General features: G+C 43.9%; 17 protein-coding genes. 2 read left to right on the forward strand and 15 right to left on the reverse strand.

Annotated features, from left to right (window positions below; translation table 11 throughout):
• Position 1: 1 nt before the first annotated feature.
• The 12 genes from holB to FAX86_RS15170 form a co-directional block, all read right to left on the reverse strand.
• Positions 2 to 1,000 (reverse strand): DNA polymerase III subunit delta', encoded by a 999-nt coding sequence (gene holB / locus FAX86_RS15115; protein WP_144394302.1) that lies wholly within the window; start codon positions 998 to 1,000, stop codon positions 2 to 4.
• Positions 993 to 1,628 carry a dTMP kinase gene (gene tmk / locus FAX86_RS15120; RefSeq protein ID WP_144394303.1) on the reverse strand — a complete coding sequence of 212 codons (636 nt, stop codon included), beginning with the start codon at positions 1,626 to 1,628 and terminating at the stop codon, positions 993 to 995. The genes holB and tmk overlap by 8 nt, the downstream gene beginning before the upstream one ends.
• A complete protein-coding gene (gene mltG / locus FAX86_RS15125) occupies positions 1,628 to 2,629 on the reverse strand; it encodes an endolytic transglycosylase MltG (protein ID WP_144394304.1) in 1,002 nt (333 codons plus the stop codon). The genes tmk and mltG overlap by 1 nt, the downstream gene beginning before the upstream one ends.
• Positions 2,626 to 3,435, reverse strand: coding sequence for an aminodeoxychorismate lyase (gene pabC / locus FAX86_RS15130; protein WP_144394305.1), 810 nt, complete (start codon positions 3,433 to 3,435; stop codon positions 2,626 to 2,628). Before pabC ends, mltG begins: the two co-directional genes overlap by 4 nt.
• A 14-nt stretch (positions 3,436 to 3,449) precedes the next feature.
• Positions 3,450 to 4,688, reverse strand: coding sequence for a beta-ketoacyl-ACP synthase II (gene fabF / locus FAX86_RS15135; RefSeq protein ID WP_144394391.1), 1,239 nt, complete (start codon positions 4,686 to 4,688; stop codon positions 3,450 to 3,452).
• A 172-nt stretch (positions 4,689 to 4,860) separates the two neighbouring features.
• Positions 4,861 to 5,103 (reverse strand): acyl carrier protein, encoded by a 243-nt coding sequence (acpP, locus tag FAX86_RS15140; protein ID WP_144394306.1) that lies wholly within the window; start codon positions 5,101 to 5,103, stop codon positions 4,861 to 4,863.
• A gap of 183 nt (positions 5,104 to 5,286) precedes the next feature.
• On the reverse strand, positions 5,287 to 6,033 hold the full coding sequence (gene fabG / locus FAX86_RS15145) for a 3-oxoacyl-ACP reductase FabG (protein ID WP_144394307.1): 747 nt from the start codon (positions 6,031 to 6,033) through the stop codon (positions 5,287 to 5,289).
• A 117-nt stretch (positions 6,034 to 6,150) separates the two neighbouring features.
• Positions 6,151 to 7,071: an ACP S-malonyltransferase gene (fabD, locus tag FAX86_RS15150; RefSeq protein ID WP_144394308.1), complete on the reverse strand. Its 921-nt coding sequence runs from the start codon at positions 7,069 to 7,071 to the stop codon at positions 6,151 to 6,153.
• A gap of 13 nt (positions 7,072 to 7,084) precedes the next feature.
• Entirely contained in the window at positions 7,085 to 8,044 is a 960-nt protein-coding gene (locus FAX86_RS15155; RefSeq protein ID WP_144394309.1) for a beta-ketoacyl-ACP synthase III, read from the reverse strand.
• The gene (gene plsX, locus FAX86_RS15160) at positions 8,037 to 9,071 is read right to left on the reverse strand and encodes a phosphate acyltransferase PlsX (protein WP_205859222.1); all 1,035 of its coding nucleotides are present in this window, start codon (positions 9,069 to 9,071) and stop codon (positions 8,037 to 8,039) included. Before plsX ends, FAX86_RS15155 begins: the two co-directional genes overlap by 8 nt.
• A 39-nt stretch (positions 9,072 to 9,110) precedes the next feature.
• The gene (rpmF, locus tag FAX86_RS15165; protein WP_144394310.1) at positions 9,111 to 9,275 is read right to left on the reverse strand and encodes a 50S ribosomal protein L32; all 165 of its coding nucleotides are present in this window, start codon (positions 9,273 to 9,275) and stop codon (positions 9,111 to 9,113) included.
• Positions 9,276 to 9,296: 21 nt separating this feature from the next.
• Positions 9,297 to 9,827 (reverse strand): YceD family protein, encoded by a 531-nt coding sequence (locus FAX86_RS15170; RefSeq protein ID WP_144394311.1) that lies wholly within the window; start codon positions 9,825 to 9,827, stop codon positions 9,297 to 9,299.
• A gap of 160 nt (positions 9,828 to 9,987) precedes the next feature.
• Here FAX86_RS15170 and FAX86_RS15175 point away from each other — a divergent pair, with 160 nt between their 5' ends.
• A complete protein-coding gene (locus tag FAX86_RS15175) occupies positions 9,988 to 10,590 on the forward strand; it encodes a Maf family protein (protein ID WP_144394312.1) in 603 nt (200 codons plus the stop codon).
• Between the two features lie 52 nt (positions 10,591 to 10,642).
• Here FAX86_RS15175 and FAX86_RS15180 read toward each other — a convergent pair whose 3' ends face one another.
• Together FAX86_RS15180 and rluC are read right to left on the reverse strand one after the other, a co-directional pair.
• Complete coding sequence (locus tag FAX86_RS15180; protein WP_144394313.1) at positions 10,643 to 11,287, reverse strand: HAD family hydrolase; 645 nt, start codon at positions 11,285 to 11,287, stop codon at positions 10,643 to 10,645.
• Positions 11,274 to 12,221 carry a 23S rRNA pseudouridine(955/2504/2580) synthase RluC gene (gene rluC / locus FAX86_RS15185; protein WP_246128619.1) on the reverse strand — a complete coding sequence of 316 codons (948 nt, stop codon included), beginning with the start codon at positions 12,219 to 12,221 and terminating at the stop codon, positions 11,274 to 11,276. The genes FAX86_RS15180 and rluC overlap by 14 nt, the downstream gene beginning before the upstream one ends.
• Before the next feature lie 540 nt (positions 12,222 to 12,761).
• Here rluC and rne point away from each other — a divergent pair.
• Positions 12,762 to 15,824, forward strand: coding sequence for a ribonuclease E (gene rne / locus FAX86_RS15190; protein WP_246128620.1), 3,063 nt, complete (start codon positions 12,762 to 12,764; stop codon positions 15,822 to 15,824).
• Between the two features lie 36 nt (positions 15,825 to 15,860).
• On the opposite strand, the gene FAX86_RS15195 is transcribed toward rne, so the two are convergent.
• Complete coding sequence (locus FAX86_RS15195) at positions 15,861 to 16,340, reverse strand: low molecular weight protein-tyrosine-phosphatase (protein ID WP_144394315.1); 480 nt, start codon at positions 16,338 to 16,340, stop codon at positions 15,861 to 15,863.
• Positions 16,341 to 16,367 lie beyond the last annotated feature (27 nt).

The raw sequence follows: 16,367 nt of genomic DNA on the forward strand, positions 1-16,367 counted from the left end.
CTCAATGAACGCGACAGCGACGCCACTGATTCGCCAGCGAGTCAAGTTGCATTGAAAGGTTCAAAGCAACACCTTCACGCAACTCCTTGAGTTGAAATAAGATATTATCTCTGAAGTTAAATAATAGCCGTTCATCGGCATTTTTCGCAAGTTTATCAGCGCGTAAAAGTAGCGAATTTGCGGACGAATTCGAGATTTTGCCTGATTTAAGCATATAAACCGTTAATAGTTCCCACCAGGTTAGCAGAATTTCCGGCTCAACATCTTTTTGCTCAGCAATCGACAGCGGACTTAGTTTACCTTCAAATAAAGACAGTAGCTGATCAGCAACCGATTCAAAAAGCGTTTGATGCGACTGCTCAAGCCATGTTTTTGCCATTAATGGCGCGCCATGTGTCATTAATAAAGCCAGTTCTCGCTCACTGTCTGAATAGGAAGAGCATTGCTCCGCCAACCATTCGGCGATTTGTGTTTGATTTTGAGCAGCAATGGTTAGATGCTGGCAACGACTGATAATGGTTGCCGGAATTGTACTGCGCTGACGCGCCACCAAAATAAGTTGAGTATTTTTGCCCGGTTCTTCAAGTGTTTTCAGTAAAGCGTTGTAACCGTTCATGGTGAGCTTTTCTGCTTCAAAAACAACCGCCACTCGCCACCCAGAGAGATTCGGAGTCTCATGCAAATCATTAATTAAAGTTCTAATTTGCTCAATGGATATCTGTTTTTTATCTTCAGCTTTTTCAATCCAATAAAAATCAGGATGCGATGAAGAGGAAAACAAATGACACGACTTACACTGTCCACACGGTTGTTCATCGCCCGCCGAACACAAAACTGACTGACTCCAATACTGAACAAAATGTTCAACGCCCCAGCCTTTTGGCGCAGTCAATAATAACCCATGAGGCAACCGCTGTTGGCGCTTCGCTAAATTGAGTTTATCTAATGCCGCTTGATGCCAGGGAAACAATTGCTCTCTCGAATCAATAGCATTAATCATGAGTCACTCCATCGATGTATTCTTGAAAGACAGTTGTGATGTCTGTTTGTACATTCACCAAGTCTTGGCCCGCATCAACCACCATAAAGCGCTCAGCATCATCCGAAGCTCGTTGTCGATAAGCTGCTCGAACTCGTTCAAAGAATGCCATTTGCTCACTTTCAAATCGATCCAATTCACTCCGTTTCGCGGCTCGTTGCATTCCAATGTCGGGATCGACATCAAGTAACAGAGTTTTATTCGGCTTAAATCCAGCAAGCGCCAATTGATTTATTTGTTCGATCAACTCGAAACCCAGCTCTCTTCCACCACCTTGATAGGCAAACGTGGCGTCGGTAAAGCGATCACAAACCACCCATTGACCCGATGCCAATGCCGGTTTGATCGTTTGTTCGACGTGTTGTTTTCTAGCCGCAAAGACTAATAGCAACTCAGCGACAGGATCGACAGCTTCCTGACGTTTATTCAACAACAATTCCCGAATTTCTTCAGCAAACGGCGTTCCGCCAGGTTCGCGAGTAACGATAAAATCGATACGATTTTGTTTTAGAAGAGATTCTATCAATTGCAGATTGGTGGTTTTACCAACGCCCTCTCCGCCTTCAATGGTAATAAATTGAGGTTGCATTACTTTCCGAGAATGTATTTTCGAACGGCTTTATTGTGTTCTTCTAGTGTATCACTAAAGTGATGGCTGCCATCCCCTTTCGCGACAAAATATAGTTCGGTTCCATCAGCAGGATTGAGCGCAGCATGAATGGCTTCGCGCCCGACAATAGCAATGGGAGTCGGAGGTAATCCGTGACGAGTGTAAGTATTGTAAGGGGTATCGGTTTTTAAATGGATACGTTTAATATCACCATCGTAACTTTCACCAATGCCATAAATAACCGTTGGATCCGTCTGCAGACGCATTCTTTTCGCCAATCGGCGAATAAACACACCGGCAATACGGTCGCGCTCCGACGGAACTGCGGTTTCTTTCTCAATAATTGACGCCATAATCAATGCTTCGTAAGGCGATTGATAAGGTAAGTTTTCGGCACGCGTTTCCCATTCTTCGTTCAGCACTTCCATTAACGACAGGTGGGCTCGTTTAAGTAACTCGGCGTCAGTATAACCATAATGAAATGAGTAGGTATCGGCGAACAGTAATCCTTCAGGATGGCGATACTCGGCTCCCATCAGTGATAAAAGTTCTTCTTGTGATTTATCCGCTGTCACTGTTTTGAGCTTTTGGCTTGCTGTGATTAATTCGTGAACTTGCTTAAAGGTTAACCCTTCAACCAAAGTGATTTGATACTCAACTTGCTCGCCATCCGTAAAGGTATGAAACACTTGCTCCAAGGTCATGTCGGGTGTGAGTTGATAACGACCCGCTTTTATTTTGTGATGATCTTTATTGAGCCATAGATAGGCTCGCATCCAAAGTCGACCATCAAAATACCCTAAACTCCTTAACTGATTAGCCACAGCCAATGAACCCACACCATCTTTGACATCAAACTCAATCGCTTGATCGATTTGAATCGTTTTTTCTAAAAATGTCTGATAGGAGAAATACAACCAACTGACGGTCATAAGTAACAACAACGCCAGTAATCCTATCAGTGATCGAACCTTTATCATAAGCTACCATTCAATAGATTGAAGAAACGACGGTGCATTCGACTTGCACAGTCCATTTGTTTGACAGTGTGCTCGTCCAGCATAGAAACTGCCATGATTCCTTTCACACAATTCGTTAAAAAGACTTCGTCAGCCGTTGTACATTGAGCTTTAGACAGTTCCGTCTCTTGAACATCGATACCCTCTTCTGCCAACCAGCGCATGATATTTTTTCTCATCACACCTGCAACACCGGATGACGAGAGTTTGGGTGTTGATACAACGTTATCTTCTCGAATAAAAATATTAGCCTGAGTAGCGCAAATAATTGATCCAAAATTATCCGACAACAAACCGTCATCAAAACCCTTTGCCAAAATCTCACTGCGCGCCAAAACCTGATCGAGACGATTCAGATGTTTGACTCCACACAACTTAGTATTAACCGATATTGGTGTTTGGCAAAATCCAACGGATAATGTGATCGGTTCCGCGGTAATATCGAGGCGACACGGTGAAATAAAAATCCAACAGCCCGTCTCTGAGTTTTGTGGAATAGCGTATCCTCGCTCTCCAACACCACGACTAAAAACAATTTTAACAATGGCATTTTTAGGTAACGATTTTAACGACGACTCCACTAAAGAAAGATCAATATCCTTAAATAGAAGCTGCTGCGCACTCATTTGAATGCGAGCTTTATGATCGTCCCAAAAAACTAATTTATGGTTGGCTACGCGTACTGTCGTAAAAAAACCATCGCCGTACAAAAACCCCCGTTCGTGGGGGCTAATACGAGTGGACTCGTTTACGATCGAAAGCTGCACTCTCTAAACAACCGTCAGAATTTGCTGAATAACAAAGAACCGTTGGTTCCACCAAAGCCAAAACTATTACAGAGTACATTTTCGAGCTTGGCGTCTTTCGCTTTGTGAGGAACAAAATCGAGATCACATCCTTCGTCAGGCTCATCGAGATTTAATGTTGGAGGTGCAATTTGATCACGCAGCGCCAATATGCTGAAAACGGCTTCAACGCTACCTGCGGCGCCTAATAGGTGCCCAATCGCAGACTTGGTTGAGCTCACTAATACAGTATTAGCATGGGATTTCATGACCGATTTAATCGCCAAGCACTCGGCTAAATCACCAACTTTCGTTGAAGTACCGTGAGCATTGATGTAGCCAACAGCAGAAGGATCCAATTTCGCATCATTTAATGCATTTGTCATCGCTGCTGCAGCACCTGAGCCATCCTCAGGTGGCGCTGTCATGTGGTGGGCATCGCCACTCATACCAAAGCCTGTCAACTCTGCATATATTTTCGCACCACGGGCTTTTGCACTGTCAAGATCTTCAAGCACAATAACACCGGCACCGTCGCCTAAAACAAATCCATCACGTCCTTTATCCCAAGGACGGCTGGCTTGCATTGGTTCATCGTTACGTGTTGATAGTGCTCTGGCTGCAGAAAACCCAGCCAAACCAATAGGGCAAGTTGCCATCTCAGCACCGCCAGCAACCATAGCATCAGCATCGCCATAAGCGATCATCCGTGCCGCATGACCAATAGAATGTACGCCTGTGGTGCATGCCGTAACAATTGAAATGTTAGGGCCTTTCAAACCGTACATGATAGAGAGTTGTCCCGACACCATGTTGATGATTGAACCCGGAACGTAAAAAGGAGAAACTTTTCGAGGACCGGCATTGTGTAGCTTTAAAACATTGTCTTCCGTTGCTGATAATCCGCCAATGCCAGAACCCACACAGACACCTACTCGTGACGCATTGTCGTCGCTTATTTCGAGACCAGAGTCCTTTAACGCTTGAACACTGGCAGCAATACCAAACTGCACAAAAGGATCAAACTTTCTCGCATCTTTGGGCGACATAAAATCTTTTGCGTCAAAGTTTTTAACAGAGGCACTAAAGCGAGTATTAAATTGACTAACATCGAATGACTCTATGGGAGCAACGCCACTTTTCGCATCGAGGAGATTTTTCCATGTGTCCTCAACATTTAAGCCCAGTGGGGAAACCATACCTAATCCAGTAACAACTACACGTCGACCATTCACAGTTTTCACTCCCGTCGCCTCATAATGGCAACTCTTCAATCTGATGTATTTAATATTTGCGATATGTTGGCCTTATCAAATTAAGGCCATTAAAAAAACCGCAGTGAAAGCACTCTTCCAATGCGGTTTTTACTGATTTCTAGCGCGGATAGATCCGCATGCCAGCTTAGCCTTATGCGCCTTCTACATTCGCCTTGATGTAATCGACAGCGGCTTGAACAGTACTGATTTTCTCGGCTTCTTCGTCAGGAATTTCGGTGTCGAATTCTTCTTCCAAAGCCATAACCAGCTCAACAGTATCAAGAGAATCCGCACCCAAATCATCAACAAATGATGATTCTGCTGAAACTTCTTCTTCTTTCACGCCCAATTGTTCAACGACAATCTTCTTAACGCGCTCTTCAATAGTACTCATGACTAAGTTTTTCCTCCAAATTCACAGGCATTAATGCGCTGCTAGTTTATTGATTCGTAAGCAACTTGCAAGTGGCAAGTGTTAAATACTTCTTGGTCAGACCACAGCGATATCGCTATTATCGTGGCTTTACCTTTATAAAATCAAGCAGTTATTTCATTAACTTAATCTCACAAAATGAGATTAAGCCATATTCATTCCACCGTTAACATGAATGGTTTCGCCTGTAATATAGCCACCACCTTCAGAAGCCAGGAAGGCAACCGTTGATGCAATGTCCTCTGGCGACCCTAAGCGACCCAATGCAATTTGCTTTTGTAAGGCTTCTCGCTGCTCGTCAGCCAACGCTTGAGTCATGTCTGTATCGATAAATCCGGGGGCGACTACGTTCACCGTAATACCGCGAGCACCAATCTCTTTTGCCAATGATTTTGAAAAACCAATAACAGCCGCTTTAGCAGCAGAGTAATTTGCCTGACCAGGGTTTCCCGTTGTACCAACCACAGAACCAATGCTAATGATTCGTCCCCAACGAGCTTTCGTCATACCGCGCAGACATGCTTTTGATAAGCGATAAATAGATGTTAGATTGGTTTGCAAAATATCATTCCATTCATCATCTTTCATTCGCATTAACAGATTATCACGTGTTATACCGGCATTATTGATTAAAATCTCTGGAGTGCCACCAAAGGAATCTTTGATGTCTTTTAACAATGCATCAATGGACTCACTATCGGCGACGTTCACAACTTTACCGGCACCTTTAATACCGAGTTCTTCAAAATAAGCTGAAATTTTTTCTGCGCCAGCTTCTGATGTCGCGGTTCCGACAACCGTGTGGCCCTGCTTTCCTAATGCAACGGCGATAGCTTTACCAATCCCCCGGCTGGCGCCAGTGACTAAAGCTAAACGAACATTATCTGACATAGTAATATCCTGAATGTTTAATTTTATGATTATTATCTCGTGATTCTATTCGTCACGAACTCATTTTGCCTAAGTATTCAGTTGTTTTCGATCGAATTATGATTGCTATTCGGCTGTCTAATTTGCAATATCAATAAACTGCTGCGGCTCTTTCACCGGATGACTGGTGAGCTCACGCGAAATTCGCTTATTAAGACCGCATAAAACATTGCCGCTGCCGCATTCTACAAAAGTATCTGCTCCTGCAGCCTTCATTGCCTCAACCGTCTCTGTCCATCTTACCGGATTGTATAATTGCCGAATCAAAGCGTCCTTAATGGCTTCTTCATCGGATACCTGTTTTACATCGACATTATTAATCACCGGAATGACAGGCGTATTAAAACTTAGCGTCTGTAACTTCTCAGCTAATTTATCCGCTGCTGGCTTCATTAAAGCACAATGAGACGGCACACTAACCGGCAAAGGCAACGCTCGTTTCGCTCCTTTGTCTTTACACAAGGTCATTGCGCGTTCAACAGCATCGCTATTGCCGGCAATCACAACTTGTCCGGGTGAATTAAAATTTACAGCAGATACCACATCACCTTGGGCGGCTTCCTCACAAGCTGCAACAATGGCCGAATCTTCCAAACCGATAATTGCAGCCATTTTTCCTGTGCCCGCGGGTACGGCATCTTGCATGAATTGACCACGCGCCTCGACCAATTTTACGGCGTCGGATAATGACAATACTTCGGCACAGACTAACGCGCTGTATTCACCCAAACTATGTCCGGCCAAAAACTCTGGCTGTTTATCACTTTGTGCCGTCCAAAAACGCCACAATGCAACGCTTGCTGTTAGCAACGCTGGTTGTGTCTTTTCAGTTTTATTAAGCTCTTCAGCTGGGCCTTCTTGGCATAACTGCCACAAGTCGTACCCCAAAGCCTCGGAAGCTTCTTTGAAGGTTGAGCGGACGATATCTGTTTCAGCAAAGGCTGACAACATTCCGACCGACTGAGATCCCTGTCCTGGAAATATAAAGGCTAAAGACATAAATCTGCTCCTGTTAGAATTTTAGTAGTGCAGATGCCCAAGCAAAACCACCGCCAAAAGTCTCGAGTAACACCTTTTGTCCGCGTTTGATACGCCCATCCCGGACAGCTTCATCGAGCGCCAAAGGAATGGAAGCACTGGATGTATTGCCATGCTTATCAACGGTTACCACCACTTGGTCCATCGGCATTTGTAATTTTTTTGCCGTTGCTTGAATGATTCGGATATTAGCCTGATGAGGAACTAACCAATCAATATCTGATTTTTGCAATTGATTCGCTTCGAGTGTTTCGTCAACAATGCTGCTCAAAGTTTTGACCGCCACTTTGAAAACTTCATTGCCACTCATAAATACTTTAGGCTGAGTGCAGCCTTCTTCTTGTCCACGAATAACATTAGGAGAATATAATAAGTCGACATATTGGCCATCGGCATGAATATGCGTCGACATGATGCCAGGCTCATCAGTCGCCGACATTACAACTGCACCGGCACCATCGCCGAATAACACACATGTCGTACGATCCGTCCAATCGACAATTCGAGATAATACTTCCGTACCTATCACTAATACGTTTTTCTTGTGACCGGAACGAATGTACTGATCGGCAATACTCATTCCATAAACGAAACCAGCACATGCTGCCGTAACGTCAAACGCAGCAACCCCTTCTAACCCTAAATGTCGAGTGACAAAACACGCTGTACTGGGAAAGAGTCGATCAGGCGTTGCTGTTGCACAAATAATCATATCGATATCAGCTTTATTAAGACCCGCTGATTTAATCGCTTTTTCTGCTGCTTTTGCCGCCAGAATCGAAGCTGAATCAGTCTCTGCGGCGATATGACGCTGTTTTATTCCGGTGCGCTCAACAATCCACTGATCGCTGGTTTCGACAATCTTTTCTAAATCTTGGTTAGTGCGTATCTGTTCGGGTAAATAACTACCTGTGCCGGAAATTCTGCTATACATTAGGTTGTGTCCTGCTATTAACAATTTGTTCAACTTCTTGGGCGATACGTTCGGGAATGTTATGTTCCACTTCTGCGATCGCTTCTTCGATCGCATTAACCGTCGCCTCTACCGATGCACCACCATGACTTTTAATCACAATGCCTTTCAAACCGACGAGCGTCGCTCCGTTGTACTTATCCGGATCGATGTCATCTTTGAACGATTTCAATATGGGCCGAATCATTAAACCAATCAATTTAAAAAGCAAATTTTTTTCAAACACTGCTTTTAACTTTTGTGCTAACAAACGAACAGCACCTTCACTGGCTTTTAGGACATTGTTGCCGGTAAATCCATCAGTAACAACAACATCACACTCTCCCATAAAGATATCATTCCCTTCAACGAACCCAATATAGTTGATATGAGGGCTCTCCGACAACAGCTGAGCAGCTTGTTTTAACTGATCATTACCTTTTATTTCTTCCTCACCTATATTTAACAGCCCAACCTTCGGCTGTTCAATCTGATCAATGGCCGAGTTTAAAACCGATCCCATAATGCCAAACTGAAATAAAGTTTCTGAGTCGCAGTCGACATTGGCACCCAAATCCAGCATATAAGTATGACCTTTTGCTGTTGGAATAGCCGTGATAATAGCAGGTCGGTCAATGCCAGGAATCATTTTCAAAACGAATCGCGACAAGGCCATTAGCGCTCCCGTATTTCCTGCGCTGACACAGGCCTCAGCCTGATCATCTCTTACTGCCTCAATAGCTTTGCGCATTGAAGAAGCTTTTTTATTGCGTAACGCAACGGAAGGTTTGTCATCCATTTCGACGACTTCAGTAGTATGGAAAACCGAAATTCGACTTTTTAACTCGGGAGAGAAAGATTGAAGGAGCGGCTCAATAATAGCCTCATCCCCGAACAACTTTAAACAGAGGTTTGGATGATTCTCGAGCGCTTTTTTAGATGCCGCAACAGAAACGGGGGGACCAAAGTCCCCCCCCATACAATCTATTGCGAGAGTGATTGTACTCAATGTTTTATAACGTTATTTTGAGCGAAAAGCTCAGCCAACTTATAAAACTTTACGACCTTTGTAGTAGCCATCTTCAGTGATGTGATGACGACGATGAACTTCACCAGTAGTTGTATCTTCTGACAAAGTTACTCCAGTTAACGCATCATGTGAACGACGCATACCACGCTTAGAGCGGGTTTTACGATTCTGTTGTACAGCCATTACCGTATCTCCTAATTGCTTCTAGTCTTCAGAATTCTGTTTAATCTGCTTCAATTGCGCCAACACCTCAAAAGGGTTGGGCTTCTTTTTAGCTTCTTGCGACTCTAATTTAGGGCCAAACGACATGCGCTTGGGTGATTCAGACGAGTTAATCGACATCGGTAACGATAAAATCAACTCATCTTCCACTAAGCTCACTAAGTCGAGCTCATCCTGATCGTGCAAGAACGCCTCATATTGTTCGGGTGCGGCAGCAATCGCCTCTTCGGTCAACACAGGATAGAACACTAAGTCTCTATCAAGGATTACCGGAACCGACTCGAAGCTCGTCTGGCATTCCATAGTAACGACACCAGACAAACTGCACTTGAGTAACTTGCGACCGTCTTCGTCTTTCAATCCAGAAAAAACAACGTTAATTTCGCCAGAGTCATCCGAGAGAAAACTCGCAAATCGCTCTAAACTAGCTACTGGCAAACGGCGCTCGGTCGAAGCGGCATTCTCTGCCAGTTTAAATGGATTAATAGACCAATAAACGTCGGCTTTTTTCATAGGCGCGCAATTCTATAGATAAATGCTTGAAAGGTCAAAGAAAAGTTGGCTTTAAAAGCCCTTATTCATGACGCCATTAAATTGAAACCCAAGCCATCGGTTAACAACTTGCTATAGACTATACAAAACAACAGGTTATCGTATATAGTTAAGCGTAATTATGAAGATAATCCTTGCATCCGCTTCACCCTATCGCGCCAAACAGCTGACGCAATTGGGAATTTCCGCCGAAATAATACCGGCAGAGATCGATGAGACGCCCCAACCAGGCGAAGCTACGCGTGCTCTGGTAAAACGTTTGGCTCGCGAAAAAGCCTCGGCAGTTCTTGAAAAAAGCTCAATGGACGGCAAACCGGCGCTGATTATTGCTTCTGACCAATCGGCTTCTGTCGCGCAAAAGCAATTGACCAAACCAGGGTCTCGAGAGTTGGCTGTCGAGCAATTGGCAATTATGTCGGGCCAAACCATTACTTTCTTTACCTCATTATGTTTACTCAACGCAGAAAATCAACAACGTTATGAGCATATTGATACCACCGAGGTTAAATTGAGAAATTTGACCCTACAAGAAATAGAACGTTATATCGACCTGGAGTCGCCGCTGAATTGCGCAGGCAGTTTCAAATGCGAGGGGTTGGGTCTAAGCTTATTTGAGCGAATTAGTAGCAACGATCCAACTGCATTAATCGGCTTGCCACTCATTCATCTGAATTTAGGCTTGATTCATTTTGGCTATCAAGTGTTGAATCAAGATAACGAGTAAGTCTGTTATTCATTGATTACCCAAACACCCTATTATTCGAAGCGAATTTCCATCAATACAATGCCATTAGTTCACGGATATCATCTAGAACATGTAAAGGATCGAAGGCCAATAAATTTTCTTTTGGGTGAGCGCCATAACTTACACCAAGGCTTTGAATGCCCGCACTTTGTGCCATTTGTAAATCGTGTGTTGTATCACCGATCATTAAAACGGACTGTTTTTCCCAAGAATTCCGCTCAAGTAGCCGATGTATCATGTCGGGATGTGGTTTCGATTCAGCCTCATCAGCACAAATTGAGTCATCAAAATAATGAGTTAAGGCCGACTCCGTCATCACTCGATGTAAGCCTTGTCGCCCTTTCCCTGTAGCAACAGCCAAGCAAATCCCCTTCGTTTTCAAAAACTGCAACACTTCTTCGGCGCCAGTAAATAATGGACTTGGAGTGGGATCACCCTCAACATATTGGAATCGATAGGCTTCAAAGAGCTCTGGTTTAATCGCTGGATCGGTATCGGGAAATAATTGTTCGAACACAGCGTCCAAACTCAAACCGATAATGTGTCTGACAGCCTCTTCCGAGGGAACAGGTATTCCCACTTGTTGCGCCGACGTTTGCATCGCCGAGACTATGCGTCCGGCAGAATCCATCAAAGTACCATCCCAGTCGAAAATAATGGTTTTAAATTGCTTCATTATTCAAACTCTTCATTAATTGTTCGATGGGTTCATCAAACTCTGCTGATACGACCAAGGGTTTACTGTCTCGCTGTTCGCGAAACTTTAATTTTCGAGCGTGTAAAAATAATCGATTAAATCCGAATGATTCATTTAACTCTCGGTCGATATCCGAATTGCCGTACTTAGGATCGCCCACGAGAGGACAACCAGCAAATTGAGCATGCACGCGAATTTGATGAGTTCGCCCAGTGACCGGCACGGCTTGCACCAAAGTAAACCCGTCATATTTACGTTCTATTTTAAAATCGGTAATACTCGGTTTACCCGCTTCATCCACTTTAACAATTCGCTCACCGGATTTGAGCGTATTCTTTAATAAAGGCGCATCCACACGCTGTGTTGATTTTGGCCACCGCCCTACGGCCAGTGCCACATATTCTTTGTACAATTTTTTATCACGTAACTGCTCGTGCAAATAACGTAAAGCACTGCGTTTTTTCGCAATCAGCAAACAACCGCTTGTATCACGATCAAGACGATGTACAAGTTCCAGATATCGAGCTTCGGGACGTAATTGACGTAACGCCTCGATCACTCCGAAAGATAATCCACTGCCACCGTGAACTGCAATTCCTGATGGCTTATTAATCACAATGACATGATCCGACTCATAAATGATTTGGCTTTCCAATTGCTGCACTTTATCAAGATTAATATTGATGGGCGCCTCACTGGACTGGGACACCTCCACTGGCGGAACACGCACTTGATCGCCAGCCTGAATCTTATAAACGGGTTTGACGCGTTTTTTGTTCACGCGCACTTCGCCTTTGCGCAAAATCCGGTAGATGCGGCTTTTCGGAACCCCCTTTAAAAAGGTGATTAAAAAGTTGTCAATCCGCTGACCGGCTTGGTCAGCATCGATGGTTACAAACTGAACTTTACTCAAAGTGACTATTCTTTATACTAATCAGATGGTTATGTGACGCATATTGTAGCATTAATTAATAAATAAATTGATGGCGTGTTGCATCCCTGCTATATTTCAAATGTTAACTTAAAAAAGGACGAAAGTACCTTTTATTCATAGATTTTCACTTGTAGCCTTAAAGATGGCAATCATCCTTTTCAATAGTCTGGTCTTTAAGTCGTTGTAAACTAGCTACAAGAATTTTTTATACATATAAATATTATTTTTTGCAGGTTGAGACCTGAAAAAGCAAAGGGCAGCGTAAGACTTACCTAAGACTAAGCAGCGCACAGGTAATTCAAAAAGTGATGTGACCCCAAAGAGTACAAACTCAGGGCACATTACTGAAAGATAGGTAAACCTATCCTTACATAACATTGTTTGAACATTCAACATGTTACGTAACACTAGAACAACTTACTGGCATTAAAGGTACGTTGTCTTCGTTTCCGATCCTGTGATCCGTCCTTTCTCCAAGGCATCTCCTGCGCAAAAACTAAAGCGAGAGATATTCTAATAATGAAACGCATGTTAATTAACGCAACTCAACAAGAAGAGCTGCGTGTTGCTTCGGTCGACGGACAAAAACTTTACGACCTTGATATTGAACTACCAGGCCGAGAACAAAAAAAGGCCAATATTTACAAAGGAAAAATAACACGGATCGAACCCAGCCTTGAAGCGGCTTTTGTCGATTATGGCGCTGAGCGTCACGGATTTTTACCCCTCAAAGAAATTGCCCGCAGCTACTTTAAAGACTCTTCTGTTCGTGGTCGTCTCAACATAAAAGATGTCGTCGAAGAAGGACAAGAGCTTATTGTTCAAATTGACAAAGAAGAACGAGGACAAAAAGGCGCGGCTTTAACCACCTTCATCAGTCTAGCTGGATGTTACGTTGTTTTAATGCCAAATAATCCGCGAGCGGGTGGTATTTCACGTCGTATCGAAGGCGAAGAACGGGAAGAGTTGAAAGCAGCCTTAAGAACTCTTGATATTCCTAAAGGCATGGGATGCATTGTTCGAACCGCAGGCGTTGGTCGCGAAGCTGAAGAACTGCAATGGGATATGGGTGTGTTGCTCAAAATCTGGGATGCGATTCAAAATGAAGCCGAAGCGCGCCCTGCTCCTTTCTTAATTCATCAAGAAAGTGACGTTTTAATTCGCGCAGTTCGCGATTCGCTTCGTCCCGATATTGGCGAAATTATTATTGATAAACAAGAAGCTTTCGATAAAGTCAAAAACTATCTGAAAGTCATTCGTCCCGACTTCGTCAATCGCGTCAAGTTGTACACGGATCGCGAATTTCCTTTGTTCAACCGTTACCAGATCGAGTCACAAATTGAATCGGCGTTTCAGCGCGAAGTCCAACTCCCCTCTGGCGGTTCAATTGTTATTGACCCAACGGAAGCCATGATATCCATTGATATCAACTCGGCGCGCGCGACCAAAGGCTCTGATATTGAAGAAACCGCACTGAACACGAATCTAGAAGCAGCGCAAGAAATTGCTCGTCAGTTACGATTGCGTGACATTGGTGGCTTAATCGTCATTGATTTTATCGACATGTCACCTGTCAAAAATCAACGTGAAGTTGAGCGCTGTTTAAGCGAAGCTCTACAGCAAGACCGCGCACGCGTCCAAATTGGCCGAATCTCTCGATTTGGTTTACTTGAAATGTCACGCCAGAGATTGAAACCTTCATTGGGTGAGTCGAGTCAAGAAACCTGCCCTCGCTGCAGTGGCGTTGGTCGCATTCGAGGCATTGAATCATTAGCTCTTTCGATATTCCGCCTAATTGAAGAAGAAGCGACCAAAGAATCGACGTCGCAAGTTCAAGCGTTTTTGCCGGTAGATGTCGCTACTTTCCTATTGAATGAAAAACGAAAAATTATCGCGGCTATCGAAAAGCGGCGTAAAGCCAAAGTGGTTTTAATTCCAAATCCTGATTTGGAAACCCCACATTTTGAAATCATTCGCTTAAGAGAAGAAGACGTTACAGAAGAGAGAAGCTTCGAACTGAAAATTGAAACCGGCGAAGAAGAAGGTCCAAAGTCTTACACTCCACCAGCAACTCGATCAGTTTCTGAAGTGCCTGCCGTTCAAGCGATTCAAGCTCCAACGTCTCCGGCTCCAACGAAAAAGAAGAAAACCAAAGAAAAATCTGAAAAGCCTGGATTACTCAGTCGAATTTTCAGCGCTTTGTTTGGTAATTCAAAAGATAAGAAGAAAAAAGGGAAAAGCGGAGATAAGCAAGACCGCAATCAGCGTGGACGCAACAATCAAAATCAACGACGACGACGTGGTGGCGGTCAAAATCAGAAAGCGAAACAAAATCGTCGGCAAGATAATACTCAAGAAAAACCACAGAATAACGAACGTTCAGCCAATCAAGAACGGTCGGCAAACGATAATAAAGGCGGTAATCGTCAACAACGCCCCAACCGCAACGATCAACAGAATCGCAAAGGTGGCAATCAGCAGCGTCGTGAGGCTCAGCAAAAAGATGGGCAGCAATCTCGGGAACCACAAAAACAGCGTGAAGCTCGAGTTCCACGAGCTGAACGTCAAGAAGCCCAAAAAGAAGCACGAGCGAACAATCAAAAAATAGCTGAACTAGAGGCAGCAAAGTCACCACAAGTTAAGCAAAAGCCTCAAGCGGAACCCAAAGCCAATGTTAAGCTTCAAGATTCACAAGAGTTTGCTCCTGAGTCAGCAAAAAGTATTGAAAAGCCGATTAGTGAGTCGGTCAATGACTCAACAACAGCAGTCGCAGAATCTGTTGCGGCTCCTGAGCCAACATCAATGGCCGAAGAACAAAAAGCGGTTAGTTCTGCTGCAGCGTCATCACCCAATGCTGACTTGTCTCCAAAAGCAGATAAGGCTGATAAAACTCCAGCTGATGAAAGCAATGTAGTAGTAGAAGCAAAAGAAACGGTCGCTCAGCAACAGACAACGGCCTCAACTGAAGCTGAAGAAAAGCCAATGCAAGCAGAAGTGGCGTCAGCAGAACCAGCAACAAATTCTCAAGTAGAGCCAGCTCCCACACCAGCGGTTGGTGGTCACGCGTCAAGTCCTATGGCAAAGCCAGAGTCTATCGGTGTACTACAGCCAACAGAGTTTACTCATCAAACAAAAGTAAACTTATCATCGCCAGTCACAGCAAAAGTGGAGAATGACTCCAATGCCTCGTCGGCCAGTCAAAGTCCTATGGCAAAAGCATCAATTGTCGAAGTAGAGACATCAACTGAGACAAATGAAGCGGCTGGTAATTCAGTTGCAACAGAGTCAGCTTCAGTCAGTCAATTGAACTCTGAAGAGAAAGTTTCTGGATTAGAAGCGACAGAGAGTGAAACTGCACCGGAAGTAGATTCCGACAGTCAACAATCTTCACACCTTGTTTCTGACGATTCAAACGCGACGGGTACCTCGACTTCCTCCAAAGGCAATGGTGCTTCTCTCGAACCATCCTCTTCGGAAGAAAAGGTTTCAGAAAATGACGCGTCAGAAAACGAAGAAGAGTCAAAAGACAAATTAGAGAAAGAGAAAACAACGACAGAACAAAAACAGGATACACTTTTCTAGGAAAGAAGCGGTATCAATTCAACTGAAAGGGAAGCTTTAAGCTTCCCTTTTTTCTAGCAAATGATTTAATAAGCCGTCTGCAGCCGATTCAATCAGATCAATCACATGATCAAACCCCTTGTCTCCCCCATAATAAGGATCAGGAACTTCTTTTTCGCGAAAACCATTGGCAAATTCCAAGAATAATTGAATCTTACTTTCATGATGATTCGGCGCACTGTCAATTAGGTAGCTCAAATTAGAGCGATCCATTGCCAATATGTAATCAAACTCTTCATAATCACTCATCGAGACCTGACGACTGGTGATTGATGAAATATCGTAACCTCGACGATGTGCAGCACTTATCGCTCGTGTATCAGGAAATTCTCCGGCATGATAACCACTGGTACCCGCTGATTCGATTTCTATGTCATCTGCCAATCCATTTTCATCGACACGTTGTCGAAAAACACCCTCTGCTGTCGGTGACCGACAAATATTTCCCAAACAAACAAACAGTACTTTAACAGTCATTAATCAACTCGCTTAATCCGCATTGTA

This window comes from Pleionea sediminis, from assembly GCF_007570825.1.
Taxonomy (GTDB): domain Bacteria; phylum Pseudomonadota; class Gammaproteobacteria; order Enterobacterales; family Kangiellaceae; genus Pleionea; species Pleionea sediminis.

Coding starts and splice junctions, on each gene's coding strand:
- holB (WP_144394302.1), bottom strand. CDS start 1,000: ATGATTAATGCTATTGATTCGAGAGAGCAATTGTTTCCCTGGCATCAA.
- tmk (WP_144394303.1), bottom strand. CDS start 1,628: ATGCAACCTCAATTTATTACCATTGAAGGCGGAGAGGGCGTTGGTAAA.
- mltG (WP_144394304.1), bottom strand. CDS start 2,629: ATGATAAAGGTTCGATCACTGATAGGATTACTGGCGTTGTTGTTACTT.
- acpP (WP_144394306.1), bottom strand. CDS start 5,103: ATGAGTACTATTGAAGAGCGCGTTAAGAAGATTGTCGTTGAACAATTG.
- fabG (WP_144394307.1), bottom strand. CDS start 6,033: ATGTCAGATAATGTTCGTTTAGCTTTAGTCACTGGCGCCAGCCGGGGG.
- fabD (WP_144394308.1), bottom strand. CDS start 7,071: ATGTCTTTAGCCTTTATATTTCCAGGACAGGGATCTCAGTCGGTCGGA.
- FAX86_RS15155 (WP_144394309.1), bottom strand. CDS start 8,044: ATGTATAGCAGAATTTCCGGCACAGGTAGTTATTTACCCGAACAGATA.
- rpmF (WP_144394310.1), bottom strand. CDS start 9,275: ATGGCTGTACAACAGAATCGTAAAACCCGCTCTAAGCGTGGTATGCGT.
- FAX86_RS15170 (WP_144394311.1), bottom strand. CDS start 9,827: ATGAAAAAAGCCGACGTTTATTGGTCTATTAATCCATTTAAACTGGCA.
- FAX86_RS15175 (WP_144394312.1), top strand. CDS start 9,988: ATGAAGATAATCCTTGCATCCGCTTCACCCTATCGCGCCAAACAGCTG.
- FAX86_RS15180 (WP_144394313.1), bottom strand. CDS start 11,287: ATGAAGCAATTTAAAACCATTATTTTCGACTGGGATGGTACTTTGATG.
- rne (WP_246128620.1), top strand. CDS start 12,762: ATGAAACGCATGTTAATTAACGCAACTCAACAAGAAGAGCTGCGTGTT.
- FAX86_RS15195 (WP_144394315.1), bottom strand. CDS start 16,340: ATGACTGTTAAAGTACTGTTTGTTTGTTTGGGAAATATTTGTCGGTCA.